Annotated in this window: 13 protein-coding genes; 11 read left to right on the top strand and 2 right to left on the bottom strand. The window is 68.1% G+C overall.

Annotation, left to right across the window (positions count from 1 at the left end):
- Positions 1–102 precede the first annotated feature (102 nt).
- Positions 103–252 (bottom strand): hypothetical protein, encoded by a 150-nt coding sequence (locus ABQ039_RS20015; RefSeq protein ID WP_349778295.1) that lies wholly within the window; start codon positions 250–252, stop codon positions 103–105.
- Positions 253–438, bottom strand: coding sequence for a hypothetical protein (locus ABQ039_RS20010; protein WP_260214078.1), 186 nt, complete (start codon positions 436–438; stop codon positions 253–255).
- A gap of 166 nt (positions 439–604) precedes the next feature.
- Between ABQ039_RS20010 and ABQ039_RS20005 the strand changes: the two genes are divergently transcribed.
- From ABQ039_RS20005 to ABQ039_RS19955, 11 genes are all read left to right on the top strand, one after another.
- Complete coding sequence (locus tag ABQ039_RS20005; RefSeq protein ID WP_374057832.1) at positions 605–928, top strand: DUF3088 family protein; 324 nt, start codon at positions 605–607, stop codon at positions 926–928.
- 101 nt (positions 929–1,029) lie between these two features.
- Positions 1,030–1,617: an RNA polymerase sigma factor gene (locus ABQ039_RS20000; protein ID WP_184609608.1), complete on the top strand. Its 588-nt coding sequence runs from the start codon at positions 1,030–1,032 to the stop codon at positions 1,615–1,617.
- A 2-nt stretch (positions 1,618–1,619) separates the two neighbouring features.
- On the top strand, positions 1,620–2,588 hold the full coding sequence (locus ABQ039_RS19995; protein ID WP_184380595.1) for a FecR domain-containing protein: 969 nt from the start codon (positions 1,620–1,622) through the stop codon (positions 2,586–2,588).
- Positions 2,589–2,744: 156 nt separating this feature from the next.
- The gene (locus ABQ039_RS19990; RefSeq protein ID WP_184609606.1) at positions 2,745–5,507 is read left to right on the top strand and encodes a TonB-dependent receptor; all 2,763 of its coding nucleotides are present in this window, start codon (positions 2,745–2,747) and stop codon (positions 5,505–5,507) included.
- A gap of 11 nt (positions 5,508–5,518) precedes the next feature.
- Positions 5,519–7,645 carry a penicillin acylase family protein gene (locus tag ABQ039_RS19985; protein ID WP_311547862.1) on the top strand — a complete coding sequence of 709 codons (2,127 nt, stop codon included), beginning with the start codon at positions 5,519–5,521 and terminating at the stop codon, positions 7,643–7,645.
- 82 nt (positions 7,646–7,727) lie between these two features.
- Positions 7,728–8,204 (top strand): hypothetical protein, encoded by a 477-nt coding sequence (locus ABQ039_RS19980; RefSeq protein ID WP_016904927.1) that lies wholly within the window; start codon positions 7,728–7,730, stop codon positions 8,202–8,204.
- Positions 8,205–8,326: 122 nt separating this feature from the next.
- Entirely contained in the window at positions 8,327–9,583 is a 1,257-nt protein-coding gene (locus ABQ039_RS19975) for a dipeptidase (protein WP_349778296.1), read from the top strand.
- 463 nt (positions 9,584–10,046) lie between these two features.
- On the top strand, positions 10,047–11,357 hold the full coding sequence (locus ABQ039_RS19970) for an MFS transporter (RefSeq protein ID WP_184609601.1): 1,311 nt from the start codon (positions 10,047–10,049) through the stop codon (positions 11,355–11,357).
- A 25-nt stretch (positions 11,358–11,382) separates the two neighbouring features.
- Complete coding sequence (locus tag ABQ039_RS19965; RefSeq protein WP_184609599.1) at positions 11,383–12,552, top strand: glycerate kinase; 1,170 nt, start codon at positions 11,383–11,385, stop codon at positions 12,550–12,552.
- A 161-nt stretch (positions 12,553–12,713) separates the two neighbouring features.
- Complete coding sequence (locus ABQ039_RS19960) at positions 12,714–13,892, top strand: sugar diacid recognition domain-containing protein (RefSeq protein WP_046345186.1); 1,179 nt, start codon at positions 12,714–12,716, stop codon at positions 13,890–13,892.
- Positions 13,893–14,034: 142 nt separating this feature from the next.
- Complete coding sequence (locus tag ABQ039_RS19955) at positions 14,035–15,765, top strand: diguanylate cyclase (RefSeq protein ID WP_374057831.1); 1,731 nt, start codon at positions 14,035–14,037, stop codon at positions 15,763–15,765.
- The last annotated feature ends 30 nt before the right edge of the window (positions 15,766–15,795 follow it).

The raw sequence follows: 15,795 nt of genomic DNA, 5'->3' as shown, positions 1-15,795 counted from the left end.
CCGCGCGACATACTGCGTGTCACAGGCCATACCCGGCCTGCGCGTATCGGTCACATCAGGCGATGACCCGCGGTGGGCTGCAGCTGCAGCAGCAACCGATCATCAGCCCAACGGCCGCCCGGTGATCTCCGGCACGGCCTGGCGCAGCTCGGCACCGAACTCGAAATTGCGCATCGCCGCGCCACCGACGTAGCCGTAGAACACGCCTTGGGTGGGCGTGTTGCCTTTGCGCAATTCGATATCGCCACGCACCTACGCGGTGCCGGCAATGTTGACCGCACCGAACGCGCCCGGCCGCCTCATGAAGACGGTACTGGCCTGCGCATCGGCGCCGATCGTCGCGCCCGGATGCCACACGGTCAGACCGCCAAGTACCGCATTGCCCTGCACGGTGCCGCCCGTCACCGTGGCGTGGCCATGCGCGTGGCGCGCCTGCATAACCCAAAGCAGTCAGGTCATTGCCAACGGCCATTTCGTTGGCCGCATCTGAGCGGACATTGTCGATGTCTGCCGCGATCTGCGCGGCGGCGGTCACCAGGCTGGACACACCCGCATCGACCGCGATCGATGCTTCCGCGCAGCGAGGGCGCCACCGCCATGTCCGATGTGTCCACGTCCGCGCTGTGCAGCGCCAAACCGGTTCTGCTGTTGCTGGAGCACGACTTCGAAGATCCCAAGCACGCCGGCCGACGCTTCTTCTGTCGCCATGGCTGGTCGCTGGAAGCTACGTTGCCGGGCATCGACGGAGTGCGCGGCCCGGCTGGAGGTGCGCCGGATCGGTTTCCCGCGGCCGCGTCGCGATGTGATCGGCTTGGTCGGCGAAAGCGACCGATCGCTGCCCACGCTGGTGACCTGCAGCGCGCGCTGCGCGGGTAGTGCCATCGCAGCGAACCACCCGTCAGAGGGCATGGCGGAGTTGCGTCGCTGACGCATCGTGCCTTTGAAGAGCAGGTCAGTCGCTCGAACCCCCCGGAGAACGCAATGACTTCCTCACTTCGACGTGCGGGCACGTCAGCGGCCGCGTCCTAGATGCCGGCCATCGATTCCCAGCGCGCCGCCTGGTTGGCGACGCAGGTCCTGCCGCACGAGCCGGCGCTGCGGCGCTGGCTGCGCAAGCACGCCCCCGGCAACGTCGATTGCGACGATGTCATCCAGGAGACCTACGCCATCCTGGCCGGGTTGGGTGAGGTGGGCCATATCGCCAACCCTCGCGCCTATCTGTTCACCGCCGCGCAGTCGGTGCTGCTGCAGCAGGTGCGCCGCGCCAGAATTGTTTCGATCGAAAGCGTGGCGGAAATCGAGCGCCTGGACATCACACAGGACGAGCGCTCACCCGAGCGCCACGCCATTGCCGGTCAGGAGCTGCGCCGCATCGGCGAAGCGCTGGCGGCACTGCCGGACAAATGCCGCCAGGTGTTTCTGCTGCGCAAGGTCGATGGCCTGTCGCAGCGCGAGATCGCCGCGCGGCTCGGAATCAGCGAGAACACCGTGGAAAAACACATCGTGAAGGGATTGCGGCTGCTGATGGCGCGGATGGGCCGCACCCCCGCACCCGCACCGACTGCCGGCCAGGCCGCGCCGGCCAGGCGCCTGGCCGATCCGCAGCGCGGCAGCTGAGCATGCGCAGCATCGACGACATTGCCGCCGCCTGGGTGGGCCGCGAGGACGGCGACCGGCTCACGCCGGCCGAGCGCATGCAGCGCGACCGCTGGCTGGCCGAAGACGTGCGCCATCGCGGTGCCTATGCACGTGCGCACGCGGTGCACCTGCATTTCGATCGCGCGCGTGCGTTGGGGCAGGGCTTTGGCGCGGAAGCGACGCGTTCACGGCGCACGTATCGACGCGGCAGGTGGCTGGCCGCACTGGCCGCCTGTGTGGTCGCTGCGGCCACCGGCATGCTGGCACTGCAGCAGGCCGTGCCCGACCACGGCGCGCCCGGCAGCGGCCATCACCTCACTCGCATCGGCGAGGTATTGCGCCTGCCGTTGGCAGACGGCTCGGCGGTGACGCTGAACTCCGGCTCGGAGGTGGTAGTGGAGTTCAGCGCCGCCCGTCGCCAGGTCCAGTTGCTGCGCGGTGAAGCCCTGTTCGACGTGGCCAAGGACCGTCACCGCCCGTTCGTGGTGATGGCGGCCGGCGCGGAAGTGCGCGCGGTGGGCACCAGTTTCAGCGTGCGCCGGCGGCAGGACGATGCCGTCAAGGTCGTCGTGCGCGAAGGCACCGTCGACGTGGAAGCCGACCAGCGCACACCGCAGCGGGTGACAGCCAACATGCTGGCCATGGTCAGCCCGACGCGGGCGGTGCAGGTACAGCCGCTGCCAGCACGGCGCGTGCAGCAGTTGCTGGTCTGGCGCGAGGGAATGATCGCCTTCGACGGCGACACCTTGGCGCAGGCCGCTGCCGAATTCGCCCGCTACAACGACATGCGCATCCTGATCGATGACCCCGCGGTGGCGCGGCGCACCGTGGTCGGCCTGTACTCGGCCAACGATCCGGAAGGCTTTGCACGCTCCGTTGCGCTGAGCATGGGCCTGCAGATCGAACACACCCGTGGCGGCATCCACCTGCGCGGCGCACTCGCGCAGTGAGGTGCAGCGCTGCACATCATCATCAGCGATGTCGATGGCGGAAAAGCGGCGGCGACGCATCCAACAGACAGGGGGCCACACGGCAACGGTGACAACGACCGGACAGCGGCGCACGCGCGCCAGCGGAGAGCAGTGATGCAGGCAGCAAGCAGGCGTTTGAGCAAGGCCATCGGCACCGCCGTGGCGATGATGGCAGCGGGACATGCGGTGGCAGCGTCAGCGCAGGGGCGCACCTTCTCGCTCCCCGAGAGCAATGCGGTGGTGGCGCTGCCGGAGTTTGCGCGGCAGGCCGGGGTGCAGATCGTGGCGCCCGGCGAATACCTGCAGCAGGTCCGCACGCCGGCCGTGCAGGGCACGCTGGAATCGCGCGTGGCCTTGCGGCAGTTGCTGGCCGGCACCGGATTGAGCGTGGTCGAAGACGACGGCGAGCGCATCACGCTGGCCTCGGCGCAGCCGCTGACGGCCGCGCTCCACGGCCATCCGGGGACGGGGTATGCGCAGGTGGACGCATCCGCGCCCACGCCACCAGCGTCCACGCCACCCGCAGATGCCGCCGTCGGCAATCTGGATGCAGTGGTTGTCACCGGCGCGCGCGGCGTGCAGCGCACCGTCACCGAAAGTCCCACCCCGATCGATGTGATCGGCGCGGCGGAACTGGAAAAGACCGGTCGCCCGGGCCTGCTGGCGGCGCTCAACGATCTGGTGCCCTCGTTCAATGCGCCGGCCAAATCCGGCAACGGCACCTCGTATGTGATCGCCACCGGCGGGCTGCGCGGGCTCAATCCGGATCACACCCTGGTGCTGGTCAACGGCAAGCGCCGCCATCGCACCGCCAGCATCAACATCGCCGGCATCGTCGGGCGCGGCTCGGTGCCAGTGGACATGAGCCTGATCCCAGTCTCGGCGGTGGACCACATCGAGGTGCTGCGCGATGGCGCGGCCGCGCAATACGGTTCGGATGCGATCGCCGGCGTCATCAACATCCTTCTCAAATCCGATGCCGATGGCGGCAAGGCCGACCTGCTGTGGGGTCAGAACATTGACCGCGCCGATGGCGACAGCAGCAGCGCCAGCATCGGCAAGGGCCTGGCACTGGGCAGCGACGGCTTCGTGTATCTGGCCGCCGACGCCAGGTATCAGCAGACCTCCAATCGCGCAGTGCCGGTGGCCGACGATTACCGGCTGTACTACCCGGTCAACGGCCAGCCGGACCCCCGTGAGGCCACGGCGAATCGCCTGATCACGCGCAACTTTGGCCAGCCCTGGCAGAAGGGCGCCAACCTGTCCTACAACGCAGAACTCGGCCTGGGCGGCGAGTTGCGCGGTTATTCCTACGCGACCTACAGCCGCCGCCTGAGCGACCTGGAATGGTCGTTCCGCAATCCCAACGCCAACAACACCCTGCAAGAGATTTATCCGGACGGTTACAGCCCGCGCCTGCGCATCGACGAGACCGATTACGAGTTCACTGCCGGCATCAAGGGCCTGTGGGGTGAGTGGGACTGGGACCTGGCCACCAGCTACGGCCGCAACGCCTCCGAACGCGACGGCCTGCACACGCTCAACGCCAGCCTGGGACCGACCAGCCCCACTGCGTTCTATCTGGGCCAGCTGACCTCCACCGACTGGACCACCAGCCTGGACATCACCCGCGGCCTGCAACTGGCCGAGCGCCCGCTGCAGGTATCGCTGGGCGTGCAATACCGCTACGAGAAATACCAGATCCAGGCCGGCGAGCAGGCGGCGTATGCGGCCGGTGACTACGTGTTTCCGGCGAGCCACCCGCGTGCCGGGCAGGCACCGCCGCCCGGCGCACAGGGCGCGATCACCTTCCAGCCCAATGAGGCCGGCAGCCTGGATCGCAACAGCGGCGCGGCCTATGTCGACCTGACCTGGGACGTGGCCGACAGCGTGTCGCTGGGTCTGGCCGGGCGCTACGAGCGCTTCGACGATTCGGCCGGCGACACCGCGGTGGGCAAGTTCACCGCGCGCTGGGCCATCACCCCCACCTTCGCGCTGCGTGGCGCGGCCAGCACCGGCTTCCGCGCGCCCGCGTTGGCGCAGGCCTTGTACGCGGCCACCAACAGCAGCTGGCGCACGCTGGACAACGGCGATCGCGAACTGTTCCTGGCCAAGACGCTACCGGTGGATTCCCCCGCCGCGCTGGCACTGGGCGCCGAACCGCTGAAGCCGGAGGAATCCACCAACGCCAGCATCGGCTTCACCTACAACCCCTCGCGCGCGCTCAGCCTCACCGTGGATGCCTACCGTATCGATCTGGACGACCGCATCGGCATGACCGGCTACATCACCGGTGCGGCGATCACCGACCTGCTCACCCGCGCCGGCGTGTCCGGGGTCGACAGCGCGCAGTACTTCACCAACGCCATCGACACCCGCACCGAAGGCGTGGACGTGGTCGCGACCTGGCGCATGGAGGCCGGCGACTGGGGCCGGGTCAACTGGAACCTGGGCTACAACTACAACACCACCGAGATTACCCGCATCGCCGACAACCCGGCCGCGCTGCAATCGCTGGGTGCCGGCTACGAACTGTTCGACCGTGCCTCGCGCGGCTATCTGTCGCGCACTCCGCGCAGCAAGGTGCTGCTGGGCGGCAACTGGGTGATCGGCGACTTCGCGCTCAACGTGCGCATCAACCGCTTCGGCAGTTTCGATGTGCTGGAGAACAACCCGGCCAACGACGAACACGTGCCGGCCAAATGGATCACCGATCTGGAAGCGTCCTACGCACTGTCCGGACGCATCACCTGGACGCTGGGCGCCAACAACCTGTTCAACCAATACCCGAAGAACATCGGCGCGGTCGCCAGCACCGGCAGCGGTTTCTACGTCACCAGCGTGCCGTACGGCTTCACCGGCGGGTCCTATTACACCAAGTTGACCTACACCTTTTGAGGAGTGATCCAGTGCCGCGACTTTCTTCGATGCGGGCGCAGGCGCGCAGCGCTTCCCTCTGCGCAGGGCTGTTGATCGCATTGTTCTGCGCCCCGCAGGCGGCCGGCGCCGGCAAGGACAGCGGCGAAATCCTGTGGGACCGCTACGGCGTGCCGCATATCTATGCCAGGACCGAAGCCGGTACCTTCTACGGCTTCGGCTGGGCGCAGACGCATAGCCACGGCAATCTGTTGCTGCATCTCTATGGCGAAGCACGCGGCCGCGCCGCCGAATACTGGGGCGAGAAGTACGCCGAACAGGATCGCTGGCTGACCAGCAACGATGTCTACCCACGCGCGCAGCAGTGGTACCGACAACAGACCCCCGGCTTTCGGGCCGACCTGGACGCATTCGCGCAAGGCATCAACGACTACGCGGCCGCACACCCGCAGGCCCTGGACGCAGAGGTCAAGGTGGTGCTGCCGATCACCGGCGTGGACGTGGTGGCGCACGCGCACCGGTTGATGAATTACGTCTACATCGCCTCGCCGGCCAAGGTGCTGGGCGAGCCACCCAAGGACGGCCAGGCCCGCGACGGCTCCAACGCCTGGGCGCTGATGCCGAGCAAGACCCGCGACGGCCACGCCATGCTGCTGGCCAACCCGCATCTGCCCTGGGGCAGCGGCTTTTTCACCTATTACGAAGCGCATCTCAACGGACCGGGCGTGGATCTGTATGGCGCCACCCAGGTGGGCCTGCCGATCCTGCGTTTCGGCTTCAACAAGCAACTGGGTTTCACCAATACGGTGAACACGCTGCTGGGCCAGACCACCTACAAACTCACGTTGTCGGGCGAGGGCTATCTGCTGGACGGCAAGCTGCTGCCGTTCAAGCGGGAAACCAAAACGCTGAAGATCCGCCAGGCCGATGGCGCGCTGAAAGAACAGACCTTGCAGGTGCGGCAGTCGGTGCACGGCCCGGTGCTCCAGCGTTACGATGGCAGCACCGTGGCATTGCGTGTGGCCGGCCTGGATCGCCCCGACATGCTCAAGCAGTACTGGGACATGGGCAAGGCGCAGGACTTTGCGCAGTTCCAGCGCGCGCTCAAGCAACTGCAGGTGCCGATGTTCAACATCGTCTATGCCGACAACGCCGGCAACGTGCTGTTCCTGGACAACGGCATCCTGCCCAAACATGCGCAGGGCGATCTGACGTACTGGAGCGGGCTGGTGCCGGGCGATACCGCGTCCACGCTATGGCGCGATGTGCACAGCTACGACGAGCTGCCCAAGGTGATCAATCCGGCCGGCGGTTTCGTGCAGAACACCAACGACCCGCCGTGGCTGGCGAGTTGGCCGCGCGTGCTTGACCCAAAAAAATTCCCGGCCTATGTCGCACCGACGGGGCCGATGTCGCTGCGCGCGCAGAACTCGGTCAAAATGCTGGCCGAGCACGACAGCATCGACTTCGACCAGCTGGTGGCGCTCAAGCGCACCGCGCAGGCGCTGGCGGCCGATCGCACGTTGCCGCAGCTGTACGCTGCCGCCGCAGACAGCACCGATCCGGACATCGTCGCTGCGGTCAAGGTGCTCAAGGCCTGGGACCGCCACTTCGAAGCCGACAGCCGCGGCGCGTTGCTGTTCGAGCAATGGGCGCGCTTGTTCACCGGCGATGCGCGTTACCTCTCGCAGGCCGGCTACGCCACGCCGTGGTCGCTGGACGCTCCGCTGACCACGCCCAGCGGCCTGAAGGACCCGGCACTGGCGCTGCGTCAGCTCAAGCAGGCCGTTGCCAGCACCAGGCAGGCCTATGGCGCCATCGACCGCCCGTACGGCGAGGTGTCGCGCTTCCATCTGGGCGAGGTGGATGTGCCCGGCCGCGGCGGTTTCGGCAATCTCGGCGCGTTCGACGTAATCACCTGGAACCCGCCCAATGCCGATAGCCAACGCCTGCCGCAGCATGGCGAAACCTGGGTCTCGCTGGTGGAATTTTCCACCCCGATCAAGGCCAAGGGCCTGATGAGTTACGGCAATGCCAGCCAGCCTGGCTCGGCGCATATCAACGACCAGTTGCACCTGCTGTCCAAAGGCGAGTTCCGCACCTTGTGGACCACCCGCGAGCAGGTCGAACAGCACCTGGAATCACGCACCGACTTCTGACGATTACCCCCGACGATCGCCCCAGCTTGAAGCAGCTACCTGACAGCACCGCCCGCCATCCCAGCATCCAAGGACACAGACCATGCGCACCTTTCCGACCGCCGCCTTGTTCGCCATCGTGGCGTTGACCGCCACGTTCACCGCGTCTGCGGCCGACCCGCACGACGGCGCCTGGACCCTGGTGGAATCCAAATCCAACTGGAGCGACGGCAAGTTTCCCAAGGGCATGCGGCTGACTATCAACGTGCAGTTCTCCGACAACCGCATCGAATACCACTCCATCAACACCACCCGCCCTGACACGCCGTACAAGGTCGACTACGTCACCACGCTGGATGGCAAACCCAGCCCGCTCAACGAGCAGGCGCGCTTCAACCAGATCGCGGTGAGCAAGACCGGCGCCGACACCTACCAGATCCTCAAGATGAAGGACGACGACGTGATCGTCGGCGAGTTCTGGACGTTTTCCGCAGACGGCAAGACGCTGATCCGCAACGGCGTGGGCAAGTCGCCGGAAGGCAAATCCAAGGCCTACCACGAGTTCTTCGAACGCAAGTGAGTACTGGCGCGCGGTCGCGGGCAGCAATGTCTGCGGCCACGCGCCACGACAGCCAGTGATCGTGCAGCCGCCGAGGCAAGCGCGGCTATGATCGATGCACCCCCCATCTTCTGCGAGTTGCCATGACCCTGCATCGCCTGTGCACCGCCATCCTGCTCAGTCTGGCTGTGGCCGCACCCGGCCACGCGCTGGAGTTTTCCAAGGCCGAACTGGCGCGCGCCACGGCGCTGCAACAGCGCCTGGTCACGCTGGATTCGCATCTGGACACGCCGGCCAACCTGGAGCGCCCCGATTTCGACGTGTTGCAGGCGCATGCCGGCAACCGGCTGTCGCAGGTGGACTACCCGCGCATGGTCGAAGGCGCGCTGGATGGCGGCTTCTGGGCGGTCTACACCGGGCAGGGCAATCGCAGTGCGGCCGCGCACCTGGACGATCGCGATGCCGGTCTGCAGCGGCTGTTGAAGATCCACACGCTGCTGGCCGCGCAACCGCAGCGCTTCGCCTTCGCCACCACCCCCGCCGATGCCGCGCGCATCAAGGCCGATCGCAAGCGCGTGGTGTACATCAGCATGGAAAACGCCAGCCCGCTGGTGGCCGACCCCACGCTGCTGCGCTTCTATTACGCGCAGGGCCTGCGCCTGATGAGCACCGTGCATTTTCTCAACAACGAGTTCGCCGACTCGGCCACCGACCCCAAGGGGCCGGAGTGGAAGGGCCTGAGCCCGGCCGGCAAGCAACTGGTGCAGCAGGCGCAGGCGCTGGGCATCGTGATCGACCAATCGCATGCCTCCGATGCGGTGTTCGACCAGTTGATCGCACTGTCGCCGGTGCCGATCGTGCTCTCGCACAGCGGCGCACGTGCGGTGTTTAACCATCCGCGCAATATTGACGACGCGCGGCTGAAGGTGCTGGCCGAGCACGGCGGGGTGATCCAGGTGAATTCCTACGGTGGCTATCTGGTCGACAGCGGCGCCAGCCCCGAGCGCAAGGCTGCCGAGAAGGCACTGACCGAGCAATACGGCGGCTGGGAGCACATCAAGATCGCCGACGGCACGGCCCTGAGCGCCGCGCTCAAGGAGCTGGATGCGCGCTACCCGATCAAGCGCGCCACCGAGGAGGACTTCTTCGCCCATCTGGAGCATGTGCTCAAGGTGGTCGGGCCCGAGCACGTGGGCATCGGCATGGACTGGGACGGCGGCGGTGGCGTGGTCGGCCTGGAAGACGTCTCCGACCTGCCGCGCATCACCGCCTGGCTGCTGCGCAAGGGCTACACCGAGCAGCAGATCGCCGGCATCTGGGGCGGCAACCTGCTGCGGGTGATGGGGCAGGCGCAGGCGTACGCGGTGGGGAATCGGGAATCGGGAGTGGGGAATCGGTAGAGCGCGGGAGTTGGGATTGGGGATTCGGGATTCGCAAAGCCGAGGCGGTCTGTCGTGCCGGGCTGGTCCTGCATAGCGCCTGGCGGTGGCGGCCGGCTTGGTTGTGGGTGCAGGGCTGGGGTAAGGCGCGTTGCTGCTGCGGGCTTCTTCGCCGGATGGGCTGATTGGGGCGCGCGCGGAGTGCGCCGGCGCTGGTTGTCAGCCAGGTGGTTGGGTGGCGGGTCGCCGTCGCTGCATCGGGCGGCCAGCCTTGTACCAACAGCATGGTTGCTGTTGCGTTCCGAGCCCGGCACGCTGTGGCTGACTTGGGCATTTGCACAAAAACCGGCGTGTGCCTGCCCGCAGACAGGCAGCAGGCTGACGATGCTTCCGGGAAAAAGCTCCAACTAGAATGCGCCGACCCCTGTGTGGTGCCGGTGCCAGCACTGCGCGCCGGTGGGCCCACCGACTGCTGGAGCGTGCGATGACCCAAGCCACCCGGCCACTGCCGCCCCCCGATGGCATGGCCCCGACCTACCGCAAGATCCTGTGGCGGCTGATCCCGTTCCTGTTCGTCTGCTACCTGTTCAACTACCTGGACCGGGTCAACGTGGGCTTCGCCAAGCTGCAGATGCTCGGCGATCTGGGCATGAGCGAGACCGTGTACGGGCTGGGTGCGGGCATCTTCTTCATCGGCTACCTGGCCTGCGGGGTGCCGAGCAATCTGATCCTGCAGCGCATCGGTGCGCGCCGCTGGGTGGCGATCATGATGGTCAGCTGGGGCCTGCTGTCGACCTGCCTGATGTTCGTGCGCACGCCGGCCGGCTTCTACACCCTGCGCCTGCTCACCGGCGCGGCCGAGGCCGGCTTCTTCCCCGGCATCGTGCTGTACCTGACGCGCTGGTTTCCGCGCGCCCAGCATGGCCGGGTCATGACCGTCTTCATGTCGGCCATCCCGATCTCCGGCGTCCTGGGCGGGCCGTTGTCGGGCTGGATCCTCGGCCATTTCTCGGCCGGGCAGGGTGGTCTGGCCGGCTGGCAGTGGATGTTCCTGCTGCAGGGCCTGCCGACCGTGTTGCTGGGCATCGGGGTGTGGTTCCTGCTCAGCGATGGCGTGCAGCAGGCCACCTGGCTGGACCCGCAGGAAAAGCAGGCACTGATCCGCGCGCTGGCCGCAGACGAAGCCGGCAAGCCGGCCGGCGCCTCCAGCTCGCTGGGCGCGGTGCTGCGCAATCCGGCGGTGTGGATGCTGGGCACGGTGTACTTCTGCATCCAGAGCGGGGTGTATGCGATCAACTTCTGGCTGCCTTCGATCATCCAGGGCAGCGGCGTCACCAACCCGAGCCGGATCGGCCTGATGAGCGCCATTCCGTACCTGGCCGCAGCGGTGTTCATGCTGCTAATGGGGCGCTCGGCCGACCGCCGCCGCGAGCGCCGCTGGCACCTGGTGATCCCGTTGCTGATGGGGGCGGCCGGGCTATGCATCGCCGCCAGCGTCACCGACAACCTGGCTCTGGCCCTATTCGGCATGACCCTGGCCACGATGGGCGCGGTCAGCGGCTTGCCGCTGTTCTGGCCGCTGACCAACGGCTTTCTCACCGCCGCCGCCGCGGCCGGTGGGCTGGCGCTGATCAACTCCACCGGCCAGGTCGCCGGCTTCGTCAGCCCGTACCTGGTGGGCTGGATCAAGGACGCCACCCACAGCACCGAGCTGGCGCTATACGTGCTGGCCGGGGCCATGCTGCTGGGCGCCGCGCTGGTGCTGCGGGTGCCGGCACGCGCGGTGAACCAGTGATGCGTCCGTCTCAGCGAGTGTGCCCATGAAGATCGTCATCGCGCCCGATTCCTACAAGGAAAGCCTGTCCGCGCTGGAGGTGGCCACCCAGATCGAGGCCGGCTTCCGCGAGGTGTTCCCCGACTGGCAGTACCGCAAGGTGCCGGTCGCCGATGGCGGCGAAGGCACGGTCGACGCGCTGGTGGCCGCCACCGGCGGGCGGGTGATCGACTGCACGGTCAGCGGCCCGCTCGGCACCCCGGTGCAGGCGTTCTTCGGCCTGACCGGCGACGGCCGCACCGCGGTGATCGAAATGGCCGCCGCCAGCGGCCTGGCACTGGTGCCGCCGACCGAGCGCGCGCCGCTGCGCACCAGTACCGCGGGCGTGGGTGAGTTGATCCTGGCCGCGCTGGATGCCGGCGCGCGCCGCTTCATCATCGGCATCGGCGGCAGCGCCACCAACGACGGCGGCGCCGGCCTGGCGCAGGCGCTGGGCGTGCGGCTGCTGGATGCGCAGGGCGAATCGATCGGCCCCGGCGGCGGCGCGCTGGCGACGCTGGCGCGGATCGACACCCACGACCTGGACCGGCGGCTGCAGGACTGCCAGTTCGAAGTGGCCTGCGATGTGGACAACCCGCTGATCGGCCCGACCGGCGCCTCGGCGGTGTTCGGCCCGCAGAAGGGTGCCACCCCCAGCATGGTGCGCCAGCTCGACAGCAACCTGCAGCGCTACGCCGATGTGCTGCAACGCGACCTGGGACTGCGCCTGCACGACCTGCCCGGCGGCGGTGCGGCCGGCGGCCTGGGCGCGGCGCTGGTGGCGTATCTGGGTGCGCAGTTGCGGCCCGGCGTGGAGATCGTCGCGCAGGCGCTCGGGCTGGATGCCCTGGTCGCCCAGGCCGATCTGGTCATCACCGGCGAAGGCCGCCTGGATAGCCAGAGCCTGCACGGCAAGACCCCGGTGGGCGTGGCGCGGCTGGCGCAACGACACGGCAAGCCGGTGATCGCCATCGCCGGTTGCCTGGGCAACGGCGCCGCGCTGCTGCATGGGCATGGCATCGACGCGATGTTTGCGGTGGTGCATCGCGCCTGCACGGTGGAGCAGGCGCTGGCCGAAGCCGCCAGCAACGTGCGCATCGCCGCACGCAATGTGGCCGCGGCGCTGCAGCTGGGCCAGGCCTTGGCGCAGTTGCCTGCGCGTGCAGCCACGCGCTGACGGCAGCGCGCGGGATGCCGTGCGCAGGCTGTGCCACGCGGTCGCCAGGTGATCCACTGATGCTGCCTGCCTGATGCATGCGCGCACAGGACGGGGCACCGCCATGCAGCACCGAACATGCCACCGTGTCCTCCCCGATCGCGCCAACAGACCCCACGCCCATGCTCACGCTCGACCGCACCCTGGCGCAGTCCATCGTCGACCGCGCGATGACCATCATCGACGGCAACGTCAATGTGATGGACCACACCGGCGTCATCATCGCCAGCGGCGAGCCGGCGCGCATCGGTCAGCTGCACGAGGGCGCGCTGCTGGTGCTGTCCAGGCAAGGCCGGGTGGAGATCGATGCGGCGCTGGCGCAGCAGCTGGATGCGGTTCGCCCGGGCGTCAACCTGCCGCTGATCGCCGATGGCCGCATCGTCGGCTGCGTCGGGTTGACCGGCGACCCGCAGCGGATCGGGCAACAGGCCGAACTGGTGCGCATGGCCGCCGAAGCGATGCTGGAACAGGCCGGCCTGCTGCGCCTGTTGGCCCGCGATGCGCGCCTGCGCGAGGAAGTCACGCTCGGCCTGATCCGCGCCGACGGGCCGACCCCGGCACTGGCCGGCTGGGCCGAACGGCTCGGCATCGCGCTCGACCTGCCGCGCGTGGCGGCGGTGATCGAAGTGGAAAGCGACACCCTCGACCTGGACGCCATGCTGGTGGAGCTGCAGCGCCTGCACACGCTGCTGTCCACGCCCGAACGCGGCAACCTGATCGCCGCCACCGCGCTCAACGAACTGGTGGTGCTCAAGCCCGCACTGGACCGCCGCGGCCACTGGGATGTGGACGAACAACGCCGCCGCGCGCACACCTTGCTCGAGCGCATGCGTGCCAGCAGCCCGCTGCGGATCCGCCTCGCGCTGGGGCAATACTTCCCGCAGCCCGGCGGGCTGGCGCTGTCGCACCAGATCGCGCGCACCACCATGCGCATCGGCAAGGCGCGCGCGCCGCAGGCCGATGCGTTCTTCTACGACGACCATCGCCTGCCGGTGCTGGTGGACGACCTGCGCCAGGCCTGGCAGGCCGAGGAACTGCGCAAGCCGCTACAGGCGCTGCTGGCCCAGGACCGCCGCGGCGACCTGGTGCAGACGCTGTCGGTGTGGTTCGGCGCCGGCATGCGCATGGCGCCCACCGCCAAGGCACTGGCCATCCACCGCAATACGCTGGATTACCGCATGCAGCGCATCGCGGAACTCTGCGGCGTGGACCTGCGCAATACCGACGACTGCGTGCGCCTGTATCTGGCCTTGCAGATGCGCGACGACACTGCGGCAAGCGGGACCGAGCCCATCCAGTGACGGAGCGTGTGGGCTGCGCACAAGGCATCTTCTGTGCGATGGCGCACGCAACGCTGCGTTAGCAGGTATGTTCGGTCCGCTAGACTGAGCGGATTGCCCGGGGGACCAAGCGAGCATTTCATTGAGCCACTGCGACGCCGTCGTGTCATCCACCTCCCGCGAGGCCGAGCGGCTGTCGCGTCTGGCGCTGTTGCAGGTCGTCGATACCGATGCCGAGCCGTTCTTCGATGCGCTGGCCGCCGCCGCGCAGGCGATCGCCGGCACGCCGATCGCGCTGGTGTCGCTGGTGGACGAACATCGCCAATGGTGGAAGGCCAATATCGGCCTGCCCGATGCCAGCGAAACCCCACGCGAACTCGCGTTCTGCGCCTACACCATCCAGGACGATGCGGTGATGGAAGTACGCGATGCGCCGGCCGATCCGCGCTTTCGCGACAATACGCTGGTCACCGATGCGCCGGGGATCCGTTACTACGCGGGCGCGCCGATCGTGTTGTCCGACGGCTTGCGCATGGGCACGGTGTGCGTGATCGACCAGCGCCCGCGCGCGCTGGAACCGGCGCAACTGGCCGCCTTGCAGCAGCTGGCCCGGGTTGCCGCCGAAGGCCTGGAGCAGCGCCGGCTGATGCTGGAACGCCAGGCCGCCAACGAACAGCTGCAGCAACGCCTGCGCGAGAGCGAGGCATTCCTGGAGCGCACCGGCCGGGTCGCCGGCGTCGGCGGCTGGGAAGTGGACGTGGCCAGCGGCGCCCTGACCTGGTCGGACCAGACCTGCCGCCTGCACGATCTGCCGGCCGGCTACCGGCCGACCCTGGCCGAAGGGATCGGCTTCTATCCGCTCGATGCGCGCGCGGTGATCACCGAGGCGGTCGAGGCCTGCGTGCGCGATGGCACGCCCTGGGATCTGGAACTGCCGCTGGTCAGCGCCACCGGCCGGCAACTGTGGGTGCACAGCACCGGCTCGATGGAGCATGTGGACGGACGCACCCGCCTGATCGGCGCGATCCAGGACGTTACCGACCGCCATCGCGCGGTGGATGCGCTGGCCGCCAGCGAACGCAAGTTCCGCAACATGTTCCAGTACAGCCTGGGCCTGATCTGCACCCACGACATGGATGGCCGCCTGATCAGCGTCAATCCGGCCGCCGCGCGCTCGCTGGGCCGCAGCGTGGAGGGCATGGAAGGCCGCTCGTTGCTGGAATTCGTCCGCCCCGAGCTGCATGCCGCCCTGCACGGCTATCTGTCGCGGATGGTGCTCGACGGCCAGGACGCCGGCGTGATCGAGCTGGTCGCCAGCGATGGCAGCCTGCGCCACTGGCAGTACCGCAACGTGCTGGACGTGGAGGCCGACGCCACCATCGTGCTGGCGCACGCCCAGGACATCACCAACCAGTACCAGCAGGAGAAGCAGCTGCTGGAATGGTCGTTCACCGACCCGCTCACCAACTGCTACAACCGCCGCTTCCTGGACGAGCTCGACAAGCGCGACCCCAGCGTGCGCTGGGGCTGCATCGTGGTGGATCTGGACAAGTTCAAGCTGGTCAACGACACCCATGGCCACCAGCGCGGCGACGAGGTGCTGGTACAGATGGCCTGGTTCCTCAACCAGCCGCTGCGCACCCAGGACCGTCTGGTCCGCCTGGGCGGCGACGAGTTCCTGGTGCTGCTGCATCAGCCCACCCAGCCGCAGCTGGCGGCCCTGGTGCGCGACTACATGGCCGCCATCGACGAGGCGCCAATCCGGTTCACCCTGGGCACCGCCCTGCGCAACGACGGCGAGGCGCTGGCGGCGGTGGTCGACCGCGCCGACCACTCGCTGTATGCGCTGCGCCGGGCGCGCCGCGGCACCGGCCTCAGCGACCAGCGTGAATAACGCGCGCTGCACCGCTGCAAGCGGCCACTG

The organism is Xanthomonas sp. WHRI 6108, from assembly GCF_040202385.2.
Taxonomy (GTDB): domain Bacteria; phylum Pseudomonadota; class Gammaproteobacteria; order Xanthomonadales; family Xanthomonadaceae; genus Xanthomonas; species Xanthomonas arboricola.
Note: the sequence above shows the minus strand (reverse complement) of the source record. Positions and strands in the feature narration are given on the sequence as shown.